This window comes from Actinomycetospora callitridis (assembly GCF_028737265.1).
Lineage (GTDB): Bacteria > Actinomycetota > Actinomycetes > Mycobacteriales > Pseudonocardiaceae > Actinomycetospora > Actinomycetospora callitridis.
Genome location: NZ_JAQZAK010000005.1, coordinates 24,193 through 50,166, shown reverse-complemented (window position 1 = coordinate 50,166; position 25,974 = coordinate 24,193). Strand labels below are relative to the sequence as shown.

The 25,974-nt window shown below is 75.2% G+C and carries 31 protein-coding genes; 18 read left to right on the top strand and 13 right to left on the bottom strand.

Features of this window, described 5'->3' with window-relative positions; all coding sequences use genetic code 11:
- Positions 1–441: 441 nt before the first annotated feature.
- A complete protein-coding gene (locus PH191_RS17530; protein ID WP_274195912.1) occupies positions 442–789 on the top strand; it encodes a hypothetical protein in 348 nt (115 codons plus the stop codon).
- Between the two features lie 15 nt (positions 790–804).
- Here the strand turns inward: PH191_RS17530 and PH191_RS17525 are convergent, their stop codons facing one another.
- From PH191_RS17525 to PH191_RS17510, 4 genes are read right to left on the bottom strand one after another with little or no spacing between them, the layout of a single operon-like run.
- The gene (locus PH191_RS17525) at positions 805–1,515 is read right to left on the bottom strand and encodes a CPBP family intramembrane glutamic endopeptidase (protein WP_274195911.1); all 711 of its coding nucleotides are present in this window, start codon (positions 1,513–1,515) and stop codon (positions 805–807) included.
- Positions 1,508–1,912 (bottom strand): ChaB family protein, encoded by a 405-nt coding sequence (locus tag PH191_RS17520; protein WP_274195910.1) that lies wholly within the window; start codon positions 1,910–1,912, stop codon positions 1,508–1,510. The genes PH191_RS17525 and PH191_RS17520 overlap by 8 nt, the downstream gene beginning before the upstream one ends.
- 18 nt (positions 1,913–1,930) lie before the next feature.
- Positions 1,931–2,710 (bottom strand): HAD-IIA family hydrolase, encoded by a 780-nt coding sequence (locus tag PH191_RS17515; RefSeq protein WP_274195909.1) that lies wholly within the window; start codon positions 2,708–2,710, stop codon positions 1,931–1,933.
- On the bottom strand, positions 2,707–3,414 hold the full coding sequence (locus tag PH191_RS17510; RefSeq protein WP_274195908.1) for a dienelactone hydrolase family protein: 708 nt from the start codon (positions 3,412–3,414) through the stop codon (positions 2,707–2,709). The genes PH191_RS17515 and PH191_RS17510 overlap by 4 nt, the downstream gene beginning before the upstream one ends.
- Before the next feature lie 88 nt (positions 3,415–3,502).
- Here PH191_RS17510 and PH191_RS17505 point away from each other — a divergent pair, with 88 nt between their 5' ends.
- From PH191_RS17505 to PH191_RS17485, 5 genes are all read left to right on the top strand, one after another.
- Positions 3,503–4,282 (top strand): enoyl-CoA hydratase/isomerase family protein, encoded by a 780-nt coding sequence (locus PH191_RS17505; RefSeq protein WP_274195907.1) that lies wholly within the window; start codon positions 3,503–3,505, stop codon positions 4,280–4,282.
- 68 nt (positions 4,283–4,350) lie between these two features.
- On the top strand, positions 4,351–4,767 hold the full coding sequence (locus PH191_RS17500; RefSeq protein ID WP_274195906.1) for an organic hydroperoxide resistance protein: 417 nt from the start codon (positions 4,351–4,353) through the stop codon (positions 4,765–4,767).
- Between the two features lie 52 nt (positions 4,768–4,819).
- Entirely contained in the window at positions 4,820–5,788 is a 969-nt protein-coding gene (locus PH191_RS17495; RefSeq protein WP_274195905.1) for an alpha/beta hydrolase, read from the top strand.
- Between the two features lie 85 nt (positions 5,789–5,873).
- Entirely contained in the window at positions 5,874–6,530 is a 657-nt protein-coding gene (locus PH191_RS17490; protein ID WP_274195904.1) for a hypothetical protein, read from the top strand.
- Positions 6,467–7,087, top strand: a complete 621-nt coding sequence (locus tag PH191_RS17485; RefSeq protein ID WP_274195903.1) for a copper resistance CopC family protein — start codon at positions 6,467–6,469, stop codon at positions 7,085–7,087. The genes PH191_RS17490 and PH191_RS17485 overlap by 64 nt, the downstream gene beginning before the upstream one ends.
- A gap of 131 nt (positions 7,088–7,218) precedes the next feature.
- On the opposite strand, the gene PH191_RS17480 is transcribed toward PH191_RS17485, so the two are convergent.
- Together PH191_RS17480 and PH191_RS17475 are read right to left on the bottom strand one after the other, a co-directional pair.
- The gene (locus PH191_RS17480; protein WP_274195902.1) at positions 7,219–7,689 is read right to left on the bottom strand and encodes a L,D-transpeptidase; all 471 of its coding nucleotides are present in this window, start codon (positions 7,687–7,689) and stop codon (positions 7,219–7,221) included.
- Positions 7,690–7,940: 251 nt separating this feature from the next.
- Positions 7,941–8,477 carry an O-acetyl-ADP-ribose deacetylase gene (locus PH191_RS17475; protein ID WP_274196178.1) on the bottom strand — a complete coding sequence of 179 codons (537 nt, stop codon included), beginning with the start codon at positions 8,475–8,477 and terminating at the stop codon, positions 7,941–7,943.
- Positions 8,478–8,520: 43 nt separating this feature from the next.
- Here PH191_RS17475 and PH191_RS17470 point away from each other — a divergent pair, with 43 nt between their 5' ends.
- Positions 8,521–8,970, top strand: coding sequence for an SRPBCC family protein (locus PH191_RS17470; RefSeq protein WP_274195901.1), 450 nt, complete (start codon positions 8,521–8,523; stop codon positions 8,968–8,970).
- Positions 8,971–9,657: 687 nt separating this feature from the next.
- Here PH191_RS17470 and PH191_RS17465 read toward each other — a convergent pair.
- Both PH191_RS17465 and PH191_RS17460 read right to left on the bottom strand, forming a co-directional pair.
- Entirely contained in the window at positions 9,658–10,392 is a 735-nt protein-coding gene (locus PH191_RS17465) for an RluA family pseudouridine synthase (RefSeq protein WP_274195900.1), read from the bottom strand.
- Positions 10,393–11,583: an isochorismate synthase gene (locus PH191_RS17460; protein WP_274195899.1), complete on the bottom strand. Its 1,191-nt coding sequence runs from the start codon at positions 11,581–11,583 to the stop codon at positions 10,393–10,395. It lies immediately after the preceding gene.
- Positions 11,584–11,811: 228 nt separating this feature from the next.
- On the opposite strand from PH191_RS17460, the gene PH191_RS17455 reads away from it, so the two are divergent.
- Both PH191_RS17455 and PH191_RS17450 read left to right on the top strand, forming a co-directional pair.
- Positions 11,812–13,128: a cytochrome P450 gene (locus PH191_RS17455; protein ID WP_274195898.1), complete on the top strand. Its 1,317-nt coding sequence runs from the start codon at positions 11,812–11,814 to the stop codon at positions 13,126–13,128.
- 9 nt (positions 13,129–13,137) lie between these two features.
- Positions 13,138–13,533 (top strand): VOC family protein, encoded by a 396-nt coding sequence (locus PH191_RS17450; protein WP_274195897.1) that lies wholly within the window; start codon positions 13,138–13,140, stop codon positions 13,531–13,533.
- Here PH191_RS17450 and PH191_RS17445 read toward each other — a convergent pair.
- Positions 13,464–14,795: an FAD-dependent oxidoreductase gene (locus PH191_RS17445; protein ID WP_274195896.1), complete on the bottom strand. Its 1,332-nt coding sequence runs from the start codon at positions 14,793–14,795 to the stop codon at positions 13,464–13,466. The genes PH191_RS17450 and PH191_RS17445 overlap by 70 nt on opposite strands.
- Before the next feature lie 214 nt (positions 14,796–15,009).
- On the opposite strand from PH191_RS17445, the gene PH191_RS17440 reads away from it, so the two are divergent.
- The 5 genes from PH191_RS17440 to PH191_RS17420 are packed head-to-tail and all read left to right on the top strand — an operon-like array spanning position 15,010 to position 17,996.
- The gene (locus PH191_RS17440) at positions 15,010–15,693 is read left to right on the top strand and encodes an energy-coupling factor ABC transporter permease (protein ID WP_274196177.1); all 684 of its coding nucleotides are present in this window, start codon (positions 15,010–15,012) and stop codon (positions 15,691–15,693) included.
- Positions 15,690–16,046, top strand: coding sequence for a PDGLE domain-containing protein (locus PH191_RS17435; RefSeq protein ID WP_274195895.1), 357 nt, complete (start codon positions 15,690–15,692; stop codon positions 16,044–16,046). Before PH191_RS17440 ends, PH191_RS17435 begins: the two co-directional genes overlap by 4 nt.
- Positions 16,047–16,048: 2 nt before the next feature.
- The gene (gene cbiQ, locus PH191_RS17430) at positions 16,049–16,813 is read left to right on the top strand and encodes a cobalt ECF transporter T component CbiQ (RefSeq protein WP_274195894.1); all 765 of its coding nucleotides are present in this window, start codon (positions 16,049–16,051) and stop codon (positions 16,811–16,813) included.
- On the top strand, positions 16,807–17,544 hold the full coding sequence (locus tag PH191_RS17425) for an energy-coupling factor ABC transporter ATP-binding protein (protein WP_274196176.1): 738 nt from the start codon (positions 16,807–16,809) through the stop codon (positions 17,542–17,544). Before cbiQ ends, PH191_RS17425 begins: the two co-directional genes overlap by 7 nt.
- A 20-nt stretch (positions 17,545–17,564) precedes the next feature.
- A complete protein-coding gene (locus tag PH191_RS17420) occupies positions 17,565–17,996 on the top strand; it encodes a TIGR03618 family F420-dependent PPOX class oxidoreductase (RefSeq protein WP_274195893.1) in 432 nt (143 codons plus the stop codon).
- On the opposite strand, the gene PH191_RS17415 is transcribed toward PH191_RS17420, so the two are convergent.
- Complete coding sequence (locus PH191_RS17415) at positions 17,984–18,718, bottom strand: Clp protease N-terminal domain-containing protein (protein WP_274195892.1); 735 nt, start codon at positions 18,716–18,718, stop codon at positions 17,984–17,986. The genes PH191_RS17420 and PH191_RS17415 overlap by 13 nt on opposite strands.
- 88 nt (positions 18,719–18,806) lie before the next feature.
- Here PH191_RS17415 and PH191_RS17410 point away from each other — a divergent pair, with 88 nt between their 5' ends.
- Positions 18,807–20,027 (top strand): methyltransferase domain-containing protein, encoded by a 1,221-nt coding sequence (locus PH191_RS17410; RefSeq protein ID WP_274195891.1) that lies wholly within the window; start codon positions 18,807–18,809, stop codon positions 20,025–20,027.
- Between the two features lie 151 nt (positions 20,028–20,178).
- On the opposite strand, the gene PH191_RS17405 is transcribed toward PH191_RS17410, so the two are convergent.
- On the bottom strand, positions 20,179–20,706 hold the full coding sequence (locus PH191_RS17405; protein ID WP_274195890.1) for a GNAT family N-acetyltransferase: 528 nt from the start codon (positions 20,704–20,706) through the stop codon (positions 20,179–20,181).
- A gap of 98 nt (positions 20,707–20,804) precedes the next feature.
- Between PH191_RS17405 and PH191_RS17400 the strand changes: the two genes are divergently transcribed.
- Positions 20,805–21,572, top strand: coding sequence for a tyrosine-protein phosphatase (locus PH191_RS17400; RefSeq protein WP_274195889.1), 768 nt, complete (start codon positions 20,805–20,807; stop codon positions 21,570–21,572).
- A 211-nt stretch (positions 21,573–21,783) separates the two neighbouring features.
- Positions 21,784–21,930 (top strand): hypothetical protein, encoded by a 147-nt coding sequence (locus PH191_RS17395; protein WP_274195888.1) that lies wholly within the window; start codon positions 21,784–21,786, stop codon positions 21,928–21,930.
- A gap of 3 nt (positions 21,931–21,933) precedes the next feature.
- On the opposite strand, the gene PH191_RS17390 is transcribed toward PH191_RS17395, so the two are convergent.
- Both PH191_RS17390 and PH191_RS17385 read right to left on the bottom strand, forming a co-directional pair.
- The gene (locus PH191_RS17390; RefSeq protein WP_274195887.1) at positions 21,934–23,883 is read right to left on the bottom strand and encodes a homocysteine S-methyltransferase family protein; all 1,950 of its coding nucleotides are present in this window, start codon (positions 23,881–23,883) and stop codon (positions 21,934–21,936) included.
- Complete coding sequence (locus PH191_RS17385) at positions 23,880–25,199, bottom strand: PucR family transcriptional regulator (RefSeq protein ID WP_274195886.1); 1,320 nt, start codon at positions 25,197–25,199, stop codon at positions 23,880–23,882. The genes PH191_RS17390 and PH191_RS17385 overlap by 4 nt, the downstream gene beginning before the upstream one ends.
- 116 nt (positions 25,200–25,315) lie before the next feature.
- On the opposite strand from PH191_RS17385, the gene wrbA reads away from it, so the two are divergent.
- Positions 25,316–25,933 (top strand): NAD(P)H:quinone oxidoreductase, encoded by a 618-nt coding sequence (gene wrbA, locus PH191_RS17380; protein WP_274195885.1) that lies wholly within the window; start codon positions 25,316–25,318, stop codon positions 25,931–25,933.
- The last annotated feature ends 41 nt before the right edge of the window (positions 25,934–25,974 follow it).

The following is a 25,974-nucleotide window of genomic DNA, read 5'->3' as shown; positions in this document are numbered from 1 at the left end:
CGACGCCGAGTTCGTCGCGATCGTGACGGCCGAGCAGCCCTGGGGCGAGGAACGTCCCGCGCCTCCCGCGCCACCTCCGCGGCACGGCCCCGCGGCCCGCCGCGAACCTCCACCGAGGTCGTCCCGCGGACTGGTCGCCGGCAGGGACCCCGCCCCGGTCGGCACGGCTCGGGGTGGCCGCCGACGACCCGTTCCCCGCACCCGGGCGCCTCCGGTGCACCCGTCCACGACATCCGTCCCGGCGAGGAGGTGATGACCGCCCGCAACGCGATCCGATCAACGGTCCCTGCTACTGGATGGCCCTCCCGGCGGGAGCCCGGAGCCGACCGGAACGACCGACCCCACGGCGGTACGCCGACCCTTCCTCGAGACGGGTCGTTCCGGACGTCGGCCCGGCTCCCGCCGGGGGGCCGATGTCGCCCCGGAGCGAGGAGGTGGGTCATGGCGCTGAACCAGGTGTGGATCGAGACCCAGGACCACGGGCTGGTGCGCGCCGATCAGGTCGTCGAGGTCCTCGCCCACCAGACGACGGCGTTCTCCGGCAAGCCGGCACGCTGGCTGCTCGACGTCGTGATCGCGGTCAGTCAGGGTGCGGGGACGACGTCGCAGTGGAACGTCGGAGCGTCGCACCGCACGCTGGCGCAGACGGGCGACGAGCCCCGCGGAGCCGCGCACCGTCTCGTCCGGCTGCTGTGCCAGTTGGACACGCAGGACGCCGCCGGCGTCGTGACGGTGCGGCGCGACCCGACCGCGATCAAGTTCGGCTTCGACCCCTTCGCGGCGTCCTGAACATCCGAGCTCGCGTCATGTCTGGCCGCCGACCGCCAGCACCAGCGCGAACGAGATGAGGTTGAACGTCGCGTGCGCGGCGACCGGCGGCCAGATCGAGCCGGTGCGCTCGTAGAGCACGGCGTTGACGACGCCGAGCAGCAGCGCCGCGGCGAACACGACGTTGAGGCCGTGGGCCAGCGCGAACACCCCGGCCGAGAGCACGACGGCGACGACGTACCCGAGGCGGCGCAGGACGCCGTAGCCCACGCCCCGGAAGAGCAGCTCCTCACCGAGCGGGACGACGAGCCCCCCGACGAGGACGACCAGGGTCGCGGCCACCGGGCCGCTGAAGAGGGTGAGCGCGGCCTGCGGGTCCGACGTGTCCCCGGTGATCGCGACGTAGGCGAGGATCAGGGCGCGCGAGACCAGCCACACGACCAGGCCGAGTCCGACGCCGACGAGCACCGTGCGCACGGGGACGCGGACCAGCCCGACGGCGGCGGGCGAGCGCACCCGCAGCGAGAGCGCGATCGCGACCGCCGCGAGCGCCGAGACGCCCGAGATCGCCACGAGCACCGGGGCGGGCGGGACGCCCTCGGAGAGCAGGCCGGCCACGACGGCCAGGGCCAGCTGGACCACCACGTAGGACAGGGCCGCGACCCCGAGCTCGAGCCAGCCCAGCGACGGGCGGGTGGTGGGCGGGGGGTCGGCGGGGTCGGCGGCGGGAACGGCGGGTTCAGTCACCCCGGGCCTTGCGCGTCTCCCTGTCGTTCGCCTTCTGGATGGCGTCGACCAGCTCGTCCTTGTCCATCTTCGAGCGGCCCTCGACGCCGAGCTGCTGGGCGCGCTCGTAGAGGTGCTCCTTGCTGGCGTTGGCGTCGACGCCGCCGCCGGGCTCGCCGCTGGGGTTCGCCCCGCCGCTCTCGGCGCGCGAGTCCGACGGGCCCTTCTCCTCCTTGGGCTCCCAGTGGTCGCCCACCTTCTCGTGCGTGTGCTTGAGCGCCGAGTACGCCGTCCGGCTGGCGCGCTCACCCTTGCCGTAGGTCCCCTCGGCGGATTCCTTGGCCTCGGCGTAGGTCTTGCGCGCACTCTCGGGCGAGCGCTGCAGCGTGGACGGCAGGTCCTCGTAGTCCTCCGGCATGTCCGCAGAAGTACCCGGTCAGCCCCGCACGCCCACCTCCAGGTGGGCGACGCTCTGCACCACCTGGTTCGGGCGGTAGGGATAGCGGTCCATCTCGGCCGGGTCGGTGACCCCGGAGAGCACCAGGATCGTGTGCAGCCCGGCCTCCATCCCGGCCACCATGTCCGTGTCCATCCGGTCGCCGATCATCGCGGTGGTCTCGGAGTGCGCACCGACGGTGTTGAGCCCCGCGCGGATCATCAGCGGGTTGGGCTTGCCGACGAAGTACGGGTCCTTGCGGGTCGCGTGGGTGATCAGCGCGGCCACCGAGCCCGCGGCCGGCAGCGTGCCCTCGGGCGAGGGCCCCGTCGCGTCGGGGTTGGTGACGATGTAGCGGGCCCCGCCCTGGATCAGGCGGATCGCGCGGGTGATGGCCTCGAACGAGTACGTCCGGGTCTCGCCGATGACGACGTAGTCGGGGTCGCGGTCGGTGAGGATGTAGCCGATGTCGTGCAGGGCCGTGGTCAGCCCGGCCTCGCCGACGACGAACGCGCTGCCACCCGGGCGCTGGTCGTTCAGGAACTGCGCGGTCGCCAGTGCGCTCGTCCACAGCGACGTGGCGGGGATGTCGATGCCGCTCGCGTGCAGGCGCGCCTGCAGGTCGCGCGGGGTGTAGATCGAGTTGTTGGTCAGCACGAGGAACTGCTTGCCGGCCTCGCCGAGGCGGCGGATGAAGTCGTCCGCCCCCGGCAGCGCGTTCTCCTCGTGGACGAGGACCCCGTCCATGTCGATGAGGTAGCTCTCGAGGTCCTCGGTCATGCGGTCTCCCGGCGCAGGTGCGTGTCGAAGAACCGCAGGATGCGGCCCCAGGCGTCCTCGGCCGACGGGCGGTGCAGGCCGAGGCCGAAGACGGCCAGCGGCGGCGGCATCGGCTCGAGGAAGCTGTGGTTGGCGTCGGGGTAGGTGCGCACGTCGTGCTCGACGCCGAGGGCGGTGAGCGCCGACTCGAGACGCTCGGGGTGGCCCTTCAGGGACGGGTCCTTGCCGCCGAAGCTCGCGACGACGGGGCAGATGCCCTCGAGCTCGCGCTCGGCGTCGTCGGGCACCCGGCCGTAGTTCGGGGCGGCCGCGGCGAAGTCGTGGCGCGCCGCCGAGATCAGCGCGAAGCCACCGCCCTGGCAGAACCCGATGACGCCGACGCGACCCGTGCAGTCCTCGCGGCCGGCGAGCCAGCGGCGCGCGGCCTCGATGTCGTCGAACACCGGCCCGGTGTTCGTGGTCATCGACTTCATCGTCGCCGCGATGCAGCGGGGTCCCCCACCGCGGGCGGTGTAGAGGGCGGGCGCCACCGACAGGTAGCCCGCGGCGGCGAGTCGCTCGGTGTGCTCGCGCAGCGTCCCCCGCAGGCCGAAGGCGTCCTGCAGGACGACGACGCCGGGGAACGGGCCGTCGCCGACCGGGGGCACGGCGAGGAACGCGGACTGGTGACTGCCCGCGGAGGCGGGGATGTGCAGGTCGGGCACGTCTGTCGTCCCTCGATCATCTCGGCCGGTGCTGGTGGGGTCGAGCGTGGCAGCATCGCCGGGCCCGTGCGCAACGAGGGGAGAGCCCGTGAGTGACCCCGAACGGATCCGGGTCGAGCAGTCCGACGGCGTGTGCCGGCTGGTGCTGGCGAGCCCCGAGCGTCACAACGCCGTCGATCACGCGTTCGGCCGGCAGTTCCTCGCCGCCCTGTCGGGCCCGGCCCGGGACGCCCGCTGCGTCGAGATCGTCGCCGAGGGCGCGAACTTCTGCGTCGGCGGCGACATCTCCGGGTTCGCCGCGGAGCCCGACCGCAGCCTCTCCGAGCTGGCCGACGCCATCCACGTCGGTCAGCGGGCGCTGCTCGACCTCGCGGCGCCCGTGGTCGTCGCCGTCCACGGCTGGGCGGCGGGCATCGGGCTGTCGCTGGCGCTCTCCGCTGACCTCATCGTGCTCGGCGCGGGCGCCCGGCTGCGGCCCGCGTACACGGCGATCGGGCTGACCCCCGACGGCGGCATGACCGCGCTGCTGCCCGCGGCGGTCGGGCGGGCGCGGGCGATGGACATGTTCCTCACCAACGCGCCGATGGGCGCCGCCGAGGCGCTGGCCTGCGGTCTGGCGTCCCGCGTCGTCGCCGACGAGGACCTGCGCCTCGCGGCCGACGGCATCGCCGAGGGGATCGCGGCCGGCCCGTCCGAGGCGCTCGCCGCGACGAAGCGGCTGGTGCGCCGGGCCGGCGGCGTGCTCACCGACAATCACCTCGACGCCGAGGCCGCGAGCATCGGCGAGCGGGGGCTCTCCCCGGAGGGCCGCGAGGGCATCGGCGCGTTCCTCGAGAAGCGTCCGCCGCGATGGCCGACGGCCACGTGAGTGATCCGGGTCGTCATGGCGACCCATCTCACTCACGTGGCGACGCCATGGCGGGTACGCCGGATCGTATGGACATCAAGTACACCGCCGAGGCCACGTCGTCCGGCGACGCCCGCAACGGCCACGTCCGCTCGTCGGACGGCATCATCGACCAGGACATGGCGATGCCCAAGGAGATGGGCGGGCCGGGCGGGGCGACCAACCCCGAGCAGCTCTTCGCCGCCGGCTACGCGGCCTGCTTCCACCAGGCCCTCAAGCTGGCCGCCGGCCAGGAGAACGTCGACGTCGACTCCTCGAGCGTCGACGCGCAGGTCGGGATCGGCCCGGACGCCACGAGCTTCGGGCTCCGGGTGTGGCTCACCGTCCACCTGCCCGGCGCCGACCAGGGGACCGCCGACCGCCTCGCCGGCCGCGCCCACGAGCTGTGCCCGTACTCGAAGGCGACGCAGGGCAACATCGACGTGCAGGTGGCCGCCCAGGTGTGACGCCTGCGGCCCGACGTGACGGGCGCACGTCCGGTGGGCGAGGCTCCCCGGCGTGCGCCTCCCCCTCGGCCTGCGTCTCCTCGGTGCCCTGCGCCGCCGGCTCGGCGGTTCGGTGGCCCACCTCGCCCCCGACGCCGTCCCCGCCGCCCGGGAGGCCGTGCTGCGCCTGCAGCACGGCCCGCTCGGCCGGGCGGTCATCGGCCCGGCGCCCCGTGACGTGACGATCATCGACGCCCGCCTGCCCACCGCGGCCGTGCCCGAGGGCCTGCCGGTGCGCGTCTACCGGCCCGCGGGCAGCGCGTCCCCGGCGCCCGTCGTCGTCAACTTCCACGGCGGCGGGTTCGTGCAGGGCGACCTCGACCAGTCCGAGTGGTTCTGCGCGCACGTGGCCCGCGAGGGATCGGTCGTCGTGGTGTCCGTCGACTACCGCCTCGCGCCGGAGCACACGTTCCCGGTGCCCGCGCAGGACTGCTACGACGCCGTCAGCGCGCTCGTCGCCGACGCCCGCGCCTGGGGCCTCGACCCCGCGCGCGTCGCGGTCATGGGCGACAGCGCGGGCGGCAACCTCGCCACGGTCGTGTGCCTGATGGCCCGCGATCGGCGTCTCGACGGTGTCGACGCGCCGGCCATCGCCGCGCAGGTCCTCGTCTACCCGGGCACCGAGATGGTCGACGTCCTGCCCTCGGAGCGCGCGATCCCCGTCGCCCCGATCCTCTCCGCCGGCGACATCCGCGGCTTCCACCAGCTCTACCTCGCGGGCGCCGACGGCACGCACCCCTACGCCTCGCCGCTGCGTGCCGAGCTCGCCGGTCTCCCGCCCGCGCTCGTGCAGACCGCCGAGCACGATCCCCTGCGCGACCACGGCGAGCGCTACGTCGAGGCCCTCGACGCGGCCGGGGTGCCGGTGCGCCACACCCGCTATCTGGGCGCCGCGCACGGCTACGTCGCGACCGCGACCCTGACGCCCCGGACCTCGCTCCAGGCCGTCGCCGAGATCGCGGCCTTCCTCCGCGCCATGTGAGCGGATTTCGGGCCCGTCGCCGGGAAATCCGCTCACGAGGCGTCCGGGACGGCGCACCGTCCGGCGCGGGCTACCGTGGAGGCCCGTGACCCCCGACCGAGCGACCCCGGCGCGCGCCGCGCTGCTCGGTCTCGTCGCGGCCGTCCTCGGGGTCGCCGCGCACGGGGAGGCCGGCGGACCGGTCGTGGCCGGCCCGCCCGCGATCGCCGTCGTCGTCGCGGTCGCGCTGGGCACCGCCCTGCTGGGCGCCCGCCCGCACTCCGTGGCCCGCCTCGCCGTCGTCCTCGCCGGCGGGCAGCTCGCCCTCCACCTGGCGCTGCCGGCCGAGGTCGCGGGCCACGACCACCACGCGGCCGCGGCCGGCGCCGGTCCCGGGATGGTCGTGGCGCACCTGGCCGTCGCGGCGCTGGTCGCCGGCGGGATCGTCCACGCCGACCGCGCCCTCGCCCGCGCCGCCCGTCGTCACCTACGACGCGTCGCCGTCTGGGCCCGGCTGCTCGACGGGCCGCCGCCCGTGCCGGCCGCGCCGACGCCCGTGGCCGCGCGACCGGCGTCCACCGTCCGGGTCCGCCGCGCCGCCGTGGGGCACCACCCACGTCGGGGTCCGCCGTCGCCGCACCGGACCGGGTCCCGCCCGGTCCGCGCCGCGACGCCACCCCGACCCGGAAGGACCCCCTCATGCCCACACCGCGGACCCCGTCCGCCCGCACCCACCGTCGAGGCCCGCTCGCCGTCCTCGTGACCGGCCTGCTCGCCCTGACCGTCCTCCTGCTCACCGCGGGCCCGGCCAGTGCGCACGACGTGATCACCGGAAGCGACCCCGCCGACGGCTCGACCGTCCCGACCGCGCCGACGCAGGTCTCGGTGACCTTCGACGAGACCCCGCAGCCCGAGGGCGCGGCCCTCACCGTCGTCGGCCCCGACGGCGCCCGTCACGAGCAGGGTGCGGTGACGGTCCGGGACAAGGTCGTCTCGGTGCCCGTCGGCGCGCTGCCGCAGGCCGGACAGTACGAGATCGGCTACCGGGTCGTCTCCAGCGACGGCCACCCGGTGAGCGGCTCGGTGACGTTCGAGCTCACGACGCCGTCCGCACCCACCGGCGCGGCGACGACCGGCGCGCCCGCCCAGGCGGCCCCGGCCGACCACTCGGGCCACTCCGACGGCTCCGCGCCGCCCTCGCCGGCGGCCTCCGCGGGCCCCGACACCGGGAGCGGCGGGGTGCCCGCGTGGGTCTTCGTCGTGATCGCGATCGTGGTGGTCGGCGGCGCCGTGGCGCTCGTGCTGCGCCGGCGGGCCTGACACCCCGGCCCGACACCCCGGCCTGACACCCCGGCCTGACACACGACGGGACGAGGGGCACCCCCCTCGGGTGCCCCTCGTCCCGTCGCGTCCGTCCGCACCGATCAGAGATCGGGTGCGCCCGGACGGGCTCACTCGACGATCTGGACCCGGTCGTTCGGGTCCAGGTGCTCGAAGAACTGCTTCGCGTCCTCCATGCCGAGGCGCACGCACCCGGCCGACTGACGTTCGGTGCTGCCCCCGTGGAACGCCCGGCCGCTGTTGTCGAAGAACACGGCGTACGGCATCGGCGCGCCCTCGTACTCCCGGCTGACGTGGTGGCGCTCCTTGCGCTGGATCACGAAGTCGCCGGTCGGGGTCTCGTGTCCCTCGGAGCCGTGGCTGTTGACCACGGGCCCGTGGACGACGTTGCCCTGGCCGTCGAGCAGCCAGGCGCGGTTCTCGGAGAGGTCGACGCAGGCCTTGATACGGGCGTCCGTGCACGACGTCCCGTCGATCCCGCCGCCGCCCCCCGCGGCCGGTGCGGCCGAGGCGATCCCGCCCAGCTGCAGCACGCCCAGACCGACGGCGGCCACCGAGACCGCGACCCGTCCGGTCGGCACCCCGCGATGCGCCCCCCTGCGATGCCTACCCGACATGCGTCCTGCCCCTCGCTCGCCGCACACCCCCGTCCGCTGCCCGGACGGGAGGACCGCGGGTTTCACCGGCGATCTGTGGGGCACAACGACCCGGTGACGGCGGGGTCACGGACCGTTCAGGTGGTCCGTCGCACGTCACCTACACCGGTTCGTGGCGCAACCGCTGTGGGTCTGGCGCGTCGTCGGCGTAGACGCTGCGGACACACTGGGACGATTCACCCATTCGATTGGGCTGCTCGGGCGAACGCCGCATAGACCTCGTCGCTGAAGAGGACGAACCGCGCCTCGCGCACGGCAGTCTTCGCCTCGCGCACCGCCGTGAGGGCGATCCGGGCGGCGTCGTCGAGCGGCCACCCGTAGACGCCCGCCGACACCGCGGGGAACGCGACCGTGGCGGCGCCGATCTCGTCGGCCACCCGCAGCGACTCGCGGTAGGCCGAGGCGAGCAGGTGCGAGCGGTCCTGGGACTTCGCGTAGACCGGGCCGACGGTGTGGATCACCCACCGCGCCGGCAGGTCCCCGGCGGTGGTCGCGACCGCCTGACCGGTCGGCAGGCCGTCGGGCAGCGTCGTGCGCCGCAGCTCGCGGCACGCCTCCAGGATCGCCGGGCCGCCGGCCCGGTGGATGGCCCCGTCGACGCCCCCGCCCCCCATCAGGCCGGAGTTCGCCGCGTTGACGACGGCGTCGACCTCGGCCGCGGTGATGTCGCCGCGGTGGAGTGTGATCTCCGGGGTGCGCTCCGGGGTGCCCATGCGCCCCGAGTACCCCGCGGGGGGACCTGACACGATCGACGGTGTGAGCGACACCCAGATCTCGGTCACCGCGACCGTGGACGCCCCCGTCGAGCGGGTCTTCGCCCTGCTCGCCGACCCCGACCGTCACCCCGACATCGACGGGAGCGGGACGGTGCGGGCCTCCCACACCCACCTCGCGATCACCGAGGAGGGCGACGTCTTCGTCATGGAGATGGAGAACCCGACCCGCGGGAACTACCGCGTCGAGAACCACGTCGTCCGCTACGAGCCCGACCGTGCCCTGGCCTGGATGCCGGCGAAGCCCGGCGAGCGGCCGTCGGGCCACGTCTGGGGCTGGGAGCTCGAGTCCGAGGGCGACGACCGCACCGCCGTGACCCACTTCCACGACTGGACGGACGTCACCGACCCCGCGCTGCTCGACCGGATCCGCGAGGTCACGCCCGACGAGATGCGGGCGACGATCGAGAACCTCGCCGAGGCGCTGGCCTGACCGGCGGCCGCACCGTCGTGCTCGCCGCCGTGATCACCCGAGCGGGTCAGGAGCGTCATCCGGTTCCCGCGACCCGCCCGCGCTGACGGCACTGTCGGGAGATCGAAGTGGAGAGCTCTCCCTGCACCGATCAGGGGATGGGCGGCGGAGGCTGCCTCGTCGTGACGAAGACGAAGGTCAACGTGGCGACGAGCAACGGACCGATCCCGGCCAGCGCCGAGAACGCCGCTGCTTGCCCGCAGAATCGCGACACCGTATGGCGGAGGGCCTGCAAGCTCCGCTCACGACTACCCAGCGCCTTCAGGTTCTGCCATTTGTGCGCTTGAGGTGACAGGCGCCGAGCAACCCGCCGTGCACGGGTTCTCGGCGAAGAACAACGCGAAGACGACGACCAGTCCTGAGCCAAGCACCAACAAAGCAGGATTCGTCCGGTCAGCGATGAACCATCCGTAGAGGACAAGCGCCAGGACGAGGTACCCCCAATTCTGGCCGATGCTCCTCCACATCTTGCGCTTGGTCTCGGCACGCACGAGCGACCAATCTATGTCTGGCTTTTCCGAGATCTCAGGCCCGAAAGGGTGGACCGGCCGGCGATCGACAACAGCACGAGATCGCGACGTCACCGATTCGACGTGCCCGCACGCTCCAGCTCATGCCTCTGGAGACGCTTCGGAAATCGAAGCGTCCCTACGAGAAGTCGTACGCCGGCGCGAGCTCGCGGAAGTCCTCGCCCGGGGAGGCCACGAGGTCGTGGCGCGTGCCGTCCGGGCCGGTGAAGGCCAGGCGCCAGGCGTGCAGGCCGGTGCGGGTCGGCGGGTTCGTCGCGAACAGCGGGTCGCCGACGAGGGCGTGGCCGATCCAGGCGAGGTGCACGCGGATCTGGTGACGCCGCCCCGTCGTCGGCGTGACCGCGAGCAGGGTCCGCTCGTCGCCGACCCACAGGCGCTCGAAGGCCGTCGTCGACGGGTAGTGGTCGCCGGGAAGGACGGCGTCGTCGGGGACCGTCCAGGCGTCGCCGTCGCGGGTGATCGCCTCGCGCGGCGCGGCGATGCGCACGCGGTTCTTGCGGCCCACCGACAGCGGCAGATCGATGGTCCCGCGTTCGGGCAGACCGGTGCCGGTCGCGACGGCGAGGTAGGTCTTCGCGACGGTGCGGTCGTTGAACTGGCGGGTCAGGTCGCCGTGGGCCTCGAGACGGCGGGCGAACAGCACCAGCCCCGAGGTCACCTTGTCGATGCGGTGCGCGGGCCACAGCGTCTCGCCGGCGTCGCGCGCCAGGCGGACGACGTCGGTGTCGTGGCGCTCGCCCATCACCGACCAGCCCGCGGGCTTGTCGAGGACGAGCAGGTCGTCGTCGCGCAGGAGCTCGCGGCCGTCGCGGAGCTCGTCCCAGGTCTCCATCCCGCCCAGCCCTGTCCCCACTCAGCCCTCGTCGAGGCCCAGCGCGTCGAGCAGGGTCCGCAGCTTCACGGTGGTCTCGGCGAGCTCGTCGGGCGGGGACGAGGCGGGCACGATGCCGGCGCCCGCCCAGAGCCGGACCCGGTCGCCCTCCACCTCGCCGCAGCGCAGTGCCATGACCCACTCGCCGTCGCCGCGCGCGTCGGTCCAGCCGACCGTGCCCGTGTAGAAGCCGCGGTCGAAGGGCTCGATCTCGTCGATGGCGGCCGCGGCGTCGGCGCGCGGGACGCCGCAGACGGCCGGGGTCGGGTGCAGGGCCTGCGCGAGGTGCAGCGCGGAGACGTCGAGGTCGGCCACCCGCGCCCGCAGCGTCGTCGAGAGGTGCCACAGCGTCGCGGTGGCGACCAGCGACGGGCCGTCGGGCACCTCGAGGTCGTCGACGAGGGGACGCAGGCGCTCGACGATGTCGTCGACGACCAGGGCGTGCTCGTGACGGTCCTTGGCCGAGGCGAGCAGGGCCTCGCCGCGGCGGCCGTCCTCGGCGGGATCGGTGGACCGGGCGGCGGAGCCCGCCAGCGGGTTGACCGTCACGCCGTGTCCGTCGCGGGCGAGCAGCAGCTCGGGGCTCGCGCCGAGCAGCGTCCGCGGGGTGCCCGTCCGCGCAGGGGGCAGGTCGACGGCGAACAGGTACAGGCGCGGGTCGCGGCGGGCCAGGGCGCGCAGCATGGGGACGGTGTCGACGGGCCGGTCGGCGAGGACCTCGAGCGTCCGGGCCAGCACGACCTTCTCCAGCGGCCCGGCCTCCATGCGCGCCAGGGCCTCGGCGACCATCGCCTCGTAGCGTGCGGGCTCGGGCACCGGCCGCGCGACGCCCGTCACCGGGGTGTGCGCCTGCTCGGCGGTCAGCACGGCGCCGAGCGGGCCGGCGCGCTCGACGTGCTCGGGGACGACGAGGTGGGCGCTCGCGGCGGCGTCGTAGGGCAGCGCGCCGACCGCGACCGCGGGCGATCCCGATCGTGTGCCGACCTCGCGCAGGCAGGCCAGGACGGCGTCCGGGTCGGCCGACGGCGGGCGGGCGCGGACGCCGCGGGTGAGCATCGCGCCGCGCGGACCGGAGAACCACGAGCCCTCGCCGGGCGCCCAGGAGCGGAGCAGACGGACCGGATCGGTGGCGCCCTCGGTGGACGGGCGCCGAGCCGCGCTGGTGCTCGTCACGTCCCGCCTCCTGTCGTCTCGGTCCCGTCGGCGGCCCGGTGGCATCGTGGGGCCGTCCGTTCTCACCCTCCGCGCCGGGTCCTGCCCGGTCCAGCGGACCGGACGTGACGCTCCGCACCGGTGCTCGGGACCGGTGCGCCACGGTACGGCGGGTACCCGCCGCCCGTCCGAGGAGGCGACGACACAGTGACGACGGAACAGGCACCCCCACCTGTGACACGGCGGGCGATGCCGCAGTGGCGCGCCGACCTCCGCCTGGGCACGCGCATCGCCGTGATGCGCGCCGGCGGCCTCGCCCTGGCGCTGCGCGGCGACCCCGTCGCCCGGCTCATGCACAAGCCCTGGCGCCTCGACCCGTACCCGACCTACGCCCGGCTCCGCGCCGCGGCGGCGGAGACGGGCGGCGTGGCCCGCAGCCGCACCGGCATCAACGCCGTCGCCACGCACGAGGCGTGCACGGCCGTCCTGCGCGACCGCCGCTTCGGGGTGCGGCTCGCGGACGGGCGGATGCCGTTCGACCCGACCGACGACGCGAGCTCGGCGAGTGGTCCCGATCCGACCGACCCGGGCACCGCGCTGATCGAGCCGATCGACCTCTCGCTGCTCGCCCTCGACGCCCCCGACCACACGCGCCTGCGTCGCCTCGCCCAGCCGACGTTCGCCCCGAAGCGCCTCGCGCAGTACCGCGAGACGGCGCGGGCCGTCACCGGCCGCCTGCTCGACGACGCCGCCTCGCGCGGGACCTTCGACCTCACCACCGACCTGGCCGCGCCCCTGCCGATCAGCGTCATCGCGGAGCTGCTCGCGATCCCCGACGTCGACACCCCGCGCTTCGCCCGCTGGGGCCGGGCGCTCGGCGCGGCGCTCGACGGCGTCCGCTCGGTGCGCCACGCGCACGCGCTGTCCCGGGCCACCGCCGACCTGCGGGCGCTGTTCGCCGACCTCGTCGAGCGCCGCCGCGCCGACCCCGGCGACGACGTGATCTCCCAGCTCGTCGCGGCCCTCGACGACGACACGCTGACCCTCGACGAGCTCGTCTCGCTCGCCCAGCTGCTGCTCGTCGCCGGCTTCGAGACGACGACGAACCTGGTCGGCAACGCCGTGCGCGCGCTGCAGGCCACGGGCACCTGGGACGACCTCGCCGCCGACCCCGGGCTCGCGGCCGGCGCCGTCGAGGAGACGCTGCGCTTCGACCCGCCGGTCCAGCTCACCGCGCGGTTCGCGCACGAGGACGTGGAGATCGGCGGCCGGAGGCTGCGCCGCGACTCCGGCGTGCTCGTGCTGCTCGCCAGCGCCGGCCGCGACCCGGCCGCGCACCCCGACCCCGACCGCTTCGACCCCCGCCGCGAGCAGACCACCACGCATCTCGCGTTCTCCGGCGGCGCGCACTACTGCCTCGGCGCCGCCCTGGCCCGGATGGAGGGCGAGGTCGCGCTGGAGATGCTCGCCGAGCGGATGCCGCGCCTGCGCCCCGCCGGGAGGATCGAGCCCCGCGTCGCGACGGTGCTGCGCGGGCCGATCCACTTCCCGGTCCGCGCGGACTAGGTTGGCGCCGTGCCCGAACTCCCCTCCATCTCCCACGTCGCGCTCTCGGTGACCGACCTGGCCACGAGCCAGCCCTGGTACGAGCGCCTCTTCGGCGTGGAGCCGGCGATGACGCTGTCCGACGGCCCGTTCGAGCGGAAGGTCTTCGCGCTCGCCGGCGGGCAGCTCTTCGGGCTCACCGCGCACGACGGCGCCCGCTCCGGCGACACGTTCGACGTCGTGGCGCCCGGCCTCGACCACGTCGGGTTCTCCTGCGCCGACCGTGCCGCCGTCTCCGCGTGGCAGACCCACCTCGACCAGATCGGGGTCGTGCACAGCGGCGTCGTCGAGGCCGACTACGGCTGGGCGCTGTCGTTCGTCGACCCCGACGGCAACGCGCTGGAGTTCTTCGCGCTCGCCGGCTGAGCGTCCCGGCGCGCCCACGACGGCGCGTGCTCGGGCAGCACGCCGACCCCGACCAGGTACGCCGGGACCACCTGGAGCGCCGGCACGCGCTGCAGCAGGCGCAGCGGCAGCGGCAACCGCTCGCGACCGGGCGCCTGCTCGCTCTCACCGAGCACCGCGGCGATGACGCCGCGGTGGGCGATGCGCTGGCCGGTCTGCGTCGCCCAGGTCGGCCACCAGCGACGGCGCTGCACGCGGGCCGCGGCGCGGTCGACCGCCGCCGGGTCGGCGGGCGCGGCCGCGAGCACCGGCGCGAGCAGCCGCGCGGCGGCCACGGCGTCCTGCACGGCGAGGTTGATCCCCACGCCACCGACCGGGGACATCGCGTGCGCGGCGTCGCCGAGGCAGAGCACACCGGGGGCCGACCAGCGGCGCAGGCGGTCCAGGGTGACGCGCAGCAGCTTGACGTCGTCCCAGGACGCCACGCCGTCGACGCGGTCGCCGAGCCAGGGGTGCAGCTCCCGCAGGTCGTCGCGCAGGGTCTGGATCGGCTGCCGTCGGTGCTCGGCGTCCGCGCCGCGCGGGATGAGGTAGGCGACCTGGTAGTAGTCGCCGCGGTCGAGCATGATCACGAAGCGGCCCTCGGTGACGCGCCCCAGACCGCCCGCCGGGTCGGCGCCCTCCCCGCGCGGCAGCCGGAACCACCACACGTCCATCGGGACGGGATAGTCGCGCAGCGGGAGGCCCGTCAGGTCGCGCACGCGGGAGCTGCGCCCGTCGCAGGCGACGACGAGGTAGGCCGCGAGGTCGTGCTCGGTGTCCCCGACCTCCCCGCTGCGGTCGCGCCACCGCACCCCGGTGACGCGGCCGCCGCGCCGGCGCAGGTCGGTGACCTCGGCGTGGCGCAGCAGCGTGAACGTCGGCTCCTCCTCGGCGGCCGCGGCGAGCATGTCGAGCAGGTGCCACTGCGGGACCATCGCGATGAACGGGTGCCGGACCGGGAGCCGGGACAGGTCGGCGACCGTCGCCGGGCCCGCGTCGAGGACGACCCGCGCCTGCTCGATCGGCTTCCACGGCAGCTCGGCGAAGCGGTCCCAGAGGCCCAGCTCGTCGATCAGCGTCATCGTCGAGACGTGGACGGTGTCGCCGCGGAAGTCCCGCAGGAAGTCGCCGTGCTTCTCCAGCACGGTGACGTCGACCCCGGCCCGCGCGAGCACCAGCCCCAGCACGATCCCGGCGGGCCCGCCACCGACGATCGCGCACGTCGTCCGCTGCTCTGCCATCGGGATCCTCCCTCTCTCGGCGCCCGGCCAGCATGCCCGAACCGGGCGAGCAGAACGACGGTCCTCGCACACCCTCCGTTCGGCCAGTACACGCTTGTCGCAGGAGTAGTGCGACAACGACTTTCCTGCGACACACTGACCGGCGTCGCCCGTCCGGGTGGCGCCACACCGGACGCGGGGGTGAGTCGTGGAACCGCACACCGACCTCGTCGCCATGCACATGAGCGACGGGATCGTGAACGCACCGACCTCGGTGATCTTCGGGCTGGTGGCCGTGCTCGGTCTGGCCCTCTGCGTCGCCCGCGCCCGTGGTGACCTGGACGACCGCACCGCGCCCATGGCCGGCCTCGTCGCCGCGTTCGTGTTCGCGGTCCAGATGCTGAACTTCCCGATCCTCCCGGGCGTCAGCGGTCACCTGCTCGGCGGCGCGCTGTGCGCGATCCTCGTGGGCCCGTACGTCGGGGCGATCTGCGTGTCGATCGTGCTGCTGCTCCAGGCGCTCCTCTTCGCCGACGGCGGGCTCTCCGCGCTCGGAACGAACATCACGAACATGGCGCTGATCGGCACGTTCGTCGGCTACGGCGTCGCCGTCGCCCTGCGCCGCGTCGCCACCCGCAGCCGGGGCGGCCTCGTGGTCGTCGCGTTCGTCGCCGCGTGGGTCAACACCGTCGTCGCGTCGCTGGGCTTCGTGCTCGAGTACGCGATCGGCGGAGAGGGCCTGGCGCTCGGCACGGTGTTCGGGCTGATGACCGGGTTCCACGCCCTCATCGGCATCGGCGAGGGGATCATCACCGCGCTCACCGTCGGCGCCGTCGCGGCCGTGCGCCCGGACCTCGTCTACCTGACGCGGGGCGCCGCGCCGTCGCTGACGATCAAGGACCAGGGAGTGCGGTCGTGACGAAGCTCCCCGTGGCCTTCTACGCCGGCTTCCTCGTCGTCGCCCTGCTGCTGGCCGGCGTCGTCTCGTACGCCGCGAGCAGCAGCCCCGACGGCCTGGACGCCGTGACGCAGACCGGCTGCCAGCTCGACGAGGCCGGTGAGCCCGTCGGCGGGACGTGCATCGCGCAGAACGCCGGCGAGCACGCCACCGCCGGGAGCCCACTGGCCGACTACACGGTCGGCGGCTCCGAGGGCACGACCGGGATCGCGGGCGTGATCGGCGTGCTCGTCACCCTCGTCGCGGCCGGGGGCCTGTTCTGGGTCCTGCGACGGCGGTCGTCGGAGGACGAGACGCCCAGCCGGGTCGAGTAGCGGTGGGCGCCGGGCACGCCCACCCGCTCTACCGGGCCGGCGACTCCGTGGTCCACCGCCTGCCCGCCCACGTCAAGATCGTGGTGGCCTTCGTCTTCGTCCTGGCGGTGGTGGCCACGCCGCGCGAGGCGTTCGCGGTGTTCGGGCTGCAGTTCCTGCTGCTCGTCGGGGTGTGGACGGTCGCCCGCATCCCGCCCGGGTGGCTCGCGGCGCGGGCGCTCATCGAGGCACCGTTCGTGGTGCTCGCCGTGCTGCTGCCGTTCTTCGCGACGGGCCCGCGGGTCGAGTGGATGGGGATGTCGCTGGCCGTCGACGGCCTGCTCGCCGGCTGGAACATCCTGGTCAAGGGCACGCTCGGCGTGCTCGTCTCGGTGACGCTCGCCGCCACCACCCCATTGCGCGACCTCGTCTCCGGGCTCTCCCGGCTGCGCGTGCCGTCGATGGTCTGCGTGATCGCGACGCTGATGCTGCGCTACCTCGAGGTCATCGCCGCCGAGGCGCGGCGGATGCGCCTCGCCCGCGTGTCCCGCGGCCACGACCCGCGGTTCGTCTGGCAGCTCGGGGCGACGGTGCGGTCGGTCGGGGCGCTGTTCCTGCGCTCCTACGAGCGGGGCGAGCGCGTGCACCTCGCGATGCTCTCCCGCGGCTACACGGGGACGATGCCGGCGTTCACCACGGCGTCCGCGTCGACGGCGACCTGGTCGGTGGCCCTGGTGCCGGCCGTCGCGGCGGCGCTGCTCGCGATGTCCGGATACTGGGCCTGGTGACGGTCCCTTCCCTCGAGGTCTCGGGGCTGGCGTTCGCGTACCCCGACGGCCACCAGGCCCTCTTCGGCGTGGACCTGCGCATCGAGCGCGGCGAGCGGGTCGCCCTCCTCGGGCCGAACGGGGCGGGCAAGACGACGCTGGTGCTGCACCTCAACGGCGTGCACCGGGCGGGCGCGGGCACCGTGCGGGTCGGGGGGATGGAGGTCACCCGCGAGCACGTGCAGGAGATCCGCCGGCGCGTCGGCATCGTCTTCCAGGACCCCGACGACCAGCTGTTCATGCCCACCGTCGCCGACGACGTCGCGTTCGGGCCCGCCAACTTCGGGGTCACCGAGCCGGAGCTGGCGCTGCGGGTCAAGGAGGCGCTCGAGGCCGTCGGCGTGGCGGAGCTCGCCGACCGCTCGCCGATGCACCTCTCGGGCGGACAGCGCCGACGGGCCGCCCTGGCCACCGTGCTCGCGTGCGATCCCGAGATCCTCGTGCTGGACGAGCCCTCGACCCACCTCGACCCGGTCGCGCGCCGGGAGCTCGCGGAGGTCCTGCTGGGGCTCGACCGGACGATGCTCATGGTCACCCACGACCTGCCCTACGCGCTGCAGCTCTGCCCGCGCTCGGTGGTGATCGACGGCGGGGTCGTCGTCGCGGACGCCCCGACCCGCGACCTGCTCGCCGACGCCGACTTCCTGCGCGCCCACCGGCTGGAACTGCCGTTCGGCTTCGCTCTCGACTGAGCCCGTGCCAGGCTCACGCCATGGACCTCGACGACTTCCGCGAGCGGGCCGCCGGTGAGCACTTCCTGGTCGTCGTGTCGACCGCGCGGGCCGACGGTTCGATCCAGTCGTCGGTGGTCAACGCCGGCGTGATGGACCACCCGGTGCACGGGACACCGATCGTGGCGCTCGTGGCGGCGGGCGGATCGGTGAAGCTCGCCAACCTCCGCGCCCGGCCGCGGATGACGGTGACGGTGCGCGCCGGATGGCGCTGGACGACCGTCGAGGGCGCCACCGAGATCGCGGGGCCCGACGACCCGCTGACCGGCATCGACGACATCCCCGCGCTGCTGCGGGAGGTCTTCACCGCCGCCGGCGGGACGCACGACGATTGGATCTCCTACGACGAGACGATGGCGCGAGAGCGGCGGGCGGCGGTCCTCGTGACGCCGACGCGGATCTACGGGGTCTGAGCCGTCCCGGGGTCCTCCGGGGCGCCCGACAGGCTCGACAGCATCCGCACGACGTGGCCCTCGACGGCCTCGCGGTCCAGGCCGAGGCCGGTGAGCGTGCCCGCCCCGTCCTCGTGCTCGAGCAGCGCCAGCAGGATGTGCTCGGTGCCGACGTAGTTGTGCCCGAGCCGCAGCGCCTGGCGGAACGTCAGCTCCAGCACCTTCTTGGCCGCGCCGTCGAACGGGATGAGCGCGCCGATCTCGTCGGACCGGGCCGGCAGGGTGCCGAGCAGCGTGCGCCGCACCGTCTCCGGGGCGACGCCGAGCGCCGTCATCGTCAGGACCGCCAGCGACTCGGGCTCGTGGAGCAGCCCGAGCGCGAGGTGCGCCGGCGTGATCTCGGCGTTCTCCGCCGACCGGGCCTCCTCCTGGGCCTTCACCACGACGTTGCGGGCGCGCGGGGTGAAACGGCTGAAGCCCTCCTCGGGGTCGATCTCGCCGGACCCCTTGGGCACGAACCGCTTCTGGGCGGCCTGCTTCGTGACGCCCATGCGCTTGCCGATGTCGGTCCACGACGCCCCGGACCGCCGGGCGCGGTCGACGAAGTGGCCGATGAGGTGGTCGGCGACCTCGTCGAGGTGCTCGGCGGCGAGCACGGCGTCCTGGAGCTGCTCGAGGGCGTCGGAGTGGACCGAGGTGATGGCGTTGATGAGGTCGTCGAGGCGGACGTTCGTGGGTGGCATGCGTCCACCGTAGGTTGACGGAGCGCGCATCGTCAACCTTGGGTGGACGCTTGCTCCTCTCACGGTGTGAGGTCCTAGCGTTCCTCCCATGACGCGCGGGCGGACGGTGGGTGAGCTCGCCGAGGCCACCGGGCTGTCGGTGCGCGTGCTGCGGCACTGGGACGAGCGCGGCGTCGTCTCGCCCTCGCGCACCCCGGCGGGCCACCGCCTCTACGACGCCGACGACGTCGTCCGCCTGCACCGCGCGATCACCCTGCGCGCGCTGGGCCTGCGGCTCGACCGGGTCGCCGCACTGCTCGACGGCACCGACCCCGACCCGGCGGCGACGCTGCGCGCCCACCTCGCGCAGGTGGACGCCGACCTGCGCCGGCGCCGGACGGTGCGTGACCGCCTCGCCGAGGTCCTCGCGGACACCGACGACGACGTCCTGTCCGCCGTGCTCCGGGAGATGACCATGATCGGGTCCTACGTCCACGGCTACCACGAGACCGAGGCGACGCGGCTGCGCGACCAGGCCGCCACCCTCGCCGACCTCCTGCACGACGGCGTCACGTTCCCCGACGGTGCCCACGTCCTCGAGCCCGGCTGCGGGGTCGGCGCGCAGACCGTCGTGCTCGCCGCGCGCAGCCCCGGCGCCCGCTTCACCTCGATCGACCTCACCGAGACGCAGGTGTCCGCCGCCCGCGCCCGCGTCGAGGCGGCCGGTCTCGCCGGGCGGGTCGACGTGCGCGCCGGCGACGTCCACGACCCGCCGGTGCCGCCCGGAACCGTCGACCACGTCGTCGTGTTCTTCCTGCTCGAGCACCTCCCCCGCCCGGAGGAGGCCCTCGTCGCACTGCGGCGCGTGCTGCGGCCCGGCGGGACGATCACCGTGGTCGAGGGGGACCACGGCGCCACCTCGTTCCACCCCGACTCGGACGACGCCCGCGCCGTCATCGCGTGCCAGGAGGTGCTGCAGCGCCAGGCCGGGGGCGACGCCGGGATCGGCCGGCGGCTCCACCCGCTGCTCGCGGCGGCCGGGTTCGACGACGTCGCCGTCGTGCCCCGCACCGCCCACGCCCACGCCGGGCGCCCCGACCTGGCCGACAGCCTCGTGCGCCGGACCTTCACCCCCATGGTCGCCGGGGTGCGCGAACCGGCCCTGGCCGCGGGGCTGATCACCGCCGAGCGTTTCGACGCCGGCGTGCGCGACCTCCTGCGCACCACCGAGCCCGGCGGGACCTTCAGCTACACGTTCTTCCGCGCCACCGCGACGAGGGCCGCGTCGACGACGTCGACCACCCCGACGAACCCGAGCCGCGCGTCGTAGGGCGTTGCTCGCGGAGCGGCACGGCGCCGCCGCTCCGTCCGTCCGAGCTCGCCAGATCGATCTCTCGACAGTGCCGTCGGAGTTGTCGGGTCACCCGCCGGGCCGTCCCACTCTCGCGACACTCCCGAGAGATCGAACTGGAGAGCTCCCATCAGTCGATCCAGAACCGCCGCAGGGGCACGCCGCCCGGGCCGTCGGGGTTGACGGGCCACTCGGGATCGAGCCGGCCGCCACAGCGTGCGATCACGGCCAGCGAGCCGACGTTGTCCTCGCGGCAGGTGACGAGGACCCGGCCGATCCCGAGGTCGCGGGCGACCTCGAGGCTGCGGCGCAGGATCGCCGTCGCGTAGCCGCGGCGGCGCTCGGCGGGCAGCACCGCGTACCCGATGTGCCCGCCCTCGGCGCGCAGCGTGTCGGTGAGCGTGTGCCGGATCGACGTGCGGCCGACGACCCGTCCGTCGACCTCGCCGTAGAGGTACGTCGACGCCACCCGGCCCGGCGGCAGGTCCGCGCCACGGTGCTCGCGCTGGAGCCGGTCGAGGTAGGCCAGCCAGGGCTCGGTGTCCGGATGCAGACCGAAGTCGAACCCGTCCGCGGCGAGGGCGGCCTGGGCCTCGCGGGCCACCGGTTCGTCGGACGGGCAGGGCGCCCGCAGCACGAGCGTGTCGTCACCCTCCACGGGATCACCCTGGCACCCGGGAGGTGAGGTCGCGCACCACGGGCCGGGCACGGCGCCCGGGCGCGGGACCATGGAGGTCCCGACGAAGGAGAACACCGGTGCCCGCGACGCGCACGGACCCGACCGTCCCCGACACCGGCGACCTCCCGGACGTCCGCCACCTCGCCAACCTCCGCGACGCCGGCGGGATGCCGACCGTCGACGGCCTGCGCACGCAACCCGGGGTGCTGTGGCGCTCCGACGCCCCGCTCGCCGACGACGCCACGACGCACGGCCCCGACGGGCGCGCCTGGCCGCCCGGCAGCGTGATCGACCTGCGCAACCCCGAGGAGCTCGACGGGCGGCCGCACCCGCTGGTGGCCCTCGGCACCGAGCTGACGCCGCTGCCGCTGATCCAGGCCCTCGCCCCCGAGGTGCTCATGCGTGACGCGCCGCCGGAGAGCCGCCAGCGCCGGGGTCTCGACGAGCTGTACATGCTCCTGCTGGGCATCGGCGAGGCGTGGCTGCCCGAGCTGGTCCGCGTGGCCGCGCACGGGCCGGGTCCGCTGCTCGTGCACTGCGCGGCGGGCAAGGACCGCACCGGCGTCGCGGTGGCATTGCTGCTGCGCGCCGCCGGCGTCCCGCGCGACGTCGTGGCCGCGGACTTCGCCGCCACCAACGACCACCGGGTCGCCCTGCGGGACCGCCTGGTCCTCCAGGGCTCGGCCGCACCGGGCGCCGGCCCGGAGCGTGTCGGCGTCGACCCCGCGCACCTCGAGCCCGTACTGGACCAGCTCGACGACGACCCCCGTGCGCCGTTCCGGGCCGCCGGCGTCTCCGACGCGGACCTGGACGCGTGGCGCGCTCGACTGGTCGAGGGAGCCTGACGCGGCATCCGGCGCAGTGGCGGGCGCACGCTGTGCCGGGACACAACGCCACCGGCGTGATCTCTGTGGGCGGACACAGTGCCCGGCCGTCGGCGGACGCGAACACTGGAGGGTGCCGGGGCCGACAGGACCCGTGACCCACCGGATCGTGAGCACCGAGGTGACGAGGATGAACGCCCCGACGACGTGCCCCTGCTGCGGAGTCGTGGTCATGCCACGCGAGATGTCCTACGACTACGACGGCGAGACCGTCGCCTCGCTGACGCGTGAGGTGGCCTACCTGCGCGCGACCATCGCCCACCTGCGCGGCACCCCGCAGCCGACGCCGGCCGTGCGGCGGGCCCCCGTCGCGGTCTGACGATCAGGCGCCGGCGGCGGCGTGCAGCCGCGCCACCGCCGTCGCCGGGTCGAGCCCGGGCCAGGCCGGTCCGGACCAGCGCACGACGACGCCCTCGACCACGTCGGCCGCCGCGCCCACGAGGTCCGCGGCCAGCGACAGCCCCGTCCGCGCGGCCTCCGGCCCGTCGCCGGCGCGGCGCATCGTGTCCATGACGGGGTCCGGGACGACGACGTCGGGCACCTCGTGGCGCATGTGCTCGGCCTGCGTATAGCCGGTCAGCGCCCCCACCGACGCGAGCACGGGCACGCGGCAGCCCGCGTCCGCGAGCGCGTCGACGATCCGACGGAGCCCGTCGAGGTCGAAGACCGGCCGCGAGACGAGGAACTCCGCCCCCGCCTCGACCTTGGCGATCGCCCGCGCGGCCTCGTGCTCGAGGTCGTCCGAACCCGGGGTGAAGCGCGCGCCGAGACGGAACGCCGTCGCGGTGCCCAGCTGCACCCCGTCGATGTCGACGCCGCGGTTGAGGCCGGCCGCCGTGCGCAGCAGCTCGGCCCCGTCGACCTCCCACACCCCGTCGCGGACGGCCTGCTCGGCGTGCACCGGCGGGTTGCCCGTCTCGCAGACCAGCGTGCGCAGACCCAGGGCGTGCAGTCCGAGCAGGTCGGCCTGCAGGGCGAGCAGGCCCGTCTGCCAGCTCGTCACCGTCAGGGCGGTGTCGACGTCGACGCGGTCGTGGAGGTGCACGGCGAGCGCGGCGCTGCTGGTGGTCGCGCGACGGGCGCGGGGCCTGCTGACCCACAGCACCGAGGCGCCGCCGGCCACCGCGCGCCGGGCCCGGGCGAGGTGCTCGGCGGGCCCGCCCGCCCCGGCGACCTCCGCGGCGACGAGGAACTCGCCCGCCCCGCGGTGGCGCAGCCAGCGGTCGACGGCGCCGCGGGCGTCGGGTCCGCTGCCGGGGCCGGGATCGTCGGGCTCGGGCTCGGGAGCGGCGCGGCGGCCCTCGACGATGCGGATCGGCCCGCTCTCGGGGGTGGGGTCCGCGACGGGTGCGGACGGCGCCCACGCGTCGTGCGTGGTCAGCGCCGTCGCGGCCGCCGCGGTGTGCTCCGGGGTCGTGCCGCAGCACCCGCCGACGAAGCGGGCGCCGGCCTCGACGTAGCGCAGCACGTAGCGCGCGAAGTGCTCCGCGTCGCCGGCGAAGCGCACGCTGCGGTCGGCGACGACGTGCGGCAGGCCCGCGTTGGGCTGCGCGGCGAGCGCCAGCCCGTCCGTCGGGCCCATCCGGCGCACCACGTCGAGCAGGCCCTGCGGACCGAGGGTGCAGTTGCTGCCGATCGCCACCGTGCCCGCGTCGGCGAGGCGGGCGACGACGTCGGCGGGTGACTCGCCGGCGGTGGTCAGCGGGCTGCCGTCCTCGTCGACGAACGTCGCCTCCGCGACGACGGGCAGGTCGGTCACCTCGCGGACGGCGCGCACCGCGGCGAGCAACTCGTCGGCGCGGCTGAAGGTCTCGAGCACGACGAGGTCGACCCCGCCCTCGACCAGCGCCTCGACCTGCTCGCGGATCGCCGCGGCGGCCGCCGGCGCGTCGACGGCGCTGCCCCGGCCCGGCTGGGTCACCGGCGAGACCGAGCCGGCCACCCAGGCCGGGCGGCCGGCACCGTCGCGCGCGGCGGCGGCCAGGCGCGCGCCGGCGAGGTTCACCTCGCGGGTGCGGCGGGCCAGCCCGTGGCGTTCCAGGCGGGGACGCGAGGCACCGAAGGTGTGGGTCTGGAGGACGTCCGCGCCGGCGGCGAGGTAGCGCTCGTGCAGCGCCGTGACCAGCTCCGGGGCGACGACGCACAGCTCGGCGCCGGGCCCCTCGACCCGCACGCCGCTGGCCCGGGCGAGCGTGCCCATCGCGCCGTCGCAGAGCAGGACGCGGCGGGCGAGCGCTGCGGTGAAGGACTCGGTGGCGAAGGACTCGCTCACGCCTCCATCTCCCCCAGGATCTCCAGTGCCACCTGGGCGGCGAGGCGGTCGCGGTAGGAGTCGAGGTCCAGGCCGCTGAGCTCCTCGGCGCGCCGCAGGCGGTAGCCGACGGTGTTGGGGTGGACGTTCAGCGCCCGCGCCACCCGCTGCGGGCTGCCGTCCTCGCGGAAGTAGCGGGCCAGCGTGCGCAGGAGCTCGACGGTGCGCTCGGACCGGTCGGTCGCGAGCCGCCCCAGCACCTCGCGGGCGAAGGCGCGCGCGGCGTCGGGGTCCGGGATCTGCAGCAGGAGCCGGTGCACCCCGAGCTCGTCGAAGCGCAGCACCCGCCCCGCGCGCCCGAGGCGGCGGGAGGCGAGCAGGGTCCGGCGGGCCTGGTCGTAGGAGGCGGCGATGTCGGCGGGCTCGGAGACGGGACCGCCGACGGCGACGGTCACCGGCCAGCGGGCGTCGGGGTCGGGCACGCGGCCGCGGGCCAGCCGGCGGGCGCACGTGGCGCCGACGGCCACGGGGTCGGCGGTCTCGGGGACGACGGCGACGGTCTCGGTGTCGCGCACGACCGTCAGCGCGGCCGGGGCGGCGGCGAGCAGGTGCTCCTCGGCCTCGCCCAGCAGGCTCGCGGGCCCGGCGCCGTAGGCGTCCTCGTCGTCCGGGGACACGACGACGACGCGGTGGGCGACGCCGTGGTCGTAGCCGACGTGCTCGGCCCACTGGGCGGCCTGGTCGGCGTCGCGGGCGCGGTCGAGCAGCAGCCCGGACACCAGGTCGCCCCGCACCTGCCCGGCCGCGGTGGCCAGCACGCGGTCGCGGCCGTGGAGCACCCCGACGACCGTGGCGGCGTGCTCGGCCACCAGCAGCAGGACGTCGTCGCCGGCCAGCGCCTCGGGGCGGTCGCGGGTCGCGGTGTCCTCCTCGGCGAACACGAACGCCGGCACCTCGCGACCGAGCAGCACCGGGGCGACGACCTGCCCGCGCAGCCAGGGGCCGGGCACACGCAGCGCCCGTCCGGCCGCGGCGGCCACCTCGAGGGTGCGGGGCCACGCCGCCGTGCGGGCGTCGGCGCGCACGAGGGCCGAGGCCTCCGCGACGCCCATGCCGGGCGCGGCGGCGGCGAGCACCTCGCGCTGGGGCCCGACGACGGCCGCGAGCACCCCGAGCTCGCCCGCCATCACGGCCGCGACGGCCTGGGCGTCGGCCGACGGGGCGGCGACGAGGCCGGACAGGCGGCGGTAGAGCGCGACGAGCCCGCGGGGCCCGGCACCGTCCCGGCCGCGCGTCGGCGCACCGGTCCGGATCCCGCCGGCCTCCCGCGTCGTCACCCGGCCCATCCTGCTCCGTCTCCGACGCTCGTGGGAGCCGAGCGGGTGACCCCCGGGCCACGGGGTGCGGACGTCCGGGTGATGATCGGGGTCCGACCACCGACCCGGGAGGCTCCGTGACCGCCTCGACCAGCAGGGCGCCGCGCATCGTCGTCGTCTTCTACTCCGCGACCGGCAACGTCGCCGCGCTCGCCGAGTCGCTCGCGCAGGGCGCCCGGGACGCCGGCGCCGAGACCCGCGTCCGGCCCGTCGCGGAGCGCGCCCCGGCCGAGGCCATCGAGGCGAACCGGCGGTGGAAGGCGTGGGTCGAGGACAACCCCTACGACACCGTCGCCTCGCTGGACGACCTGGAGTGGGCCGACGGCCTCGCGATGGGCAGCCCGACCCGCTTCGGCAACAGCGCCGAGCAGCTCAAGGCGTTCCTCGACACCACGGGCGGGCTGTGGGCGCAGGGAAAGCTCGCCGGCCTGGTCGGCACGTCGTTCACCAGCGCCTCGACCGGCCACGGCGGGCTCGAGGCGACGATCCTGTCGATGAACAACGTGCTCTACCACTGGGGCGCGCTGGTCATGCCGCTCGGTTACGCCGCCGACGCCTCGCTGATGTCGTCGGGCAACCCGTACGGCGCGTCCTGGGTGTCGCGGAAGTCCGCCGCGCCCGACGACGCCGCCCTCCAGGCCGCCCGGATCCAGGGCACCCGCCTCGCGGAGGTCGCCGGGAAGCTGATCGCCTGACCGCCCCGTGAGTGATTTTCACGGCTATAGCCGTGAAAATC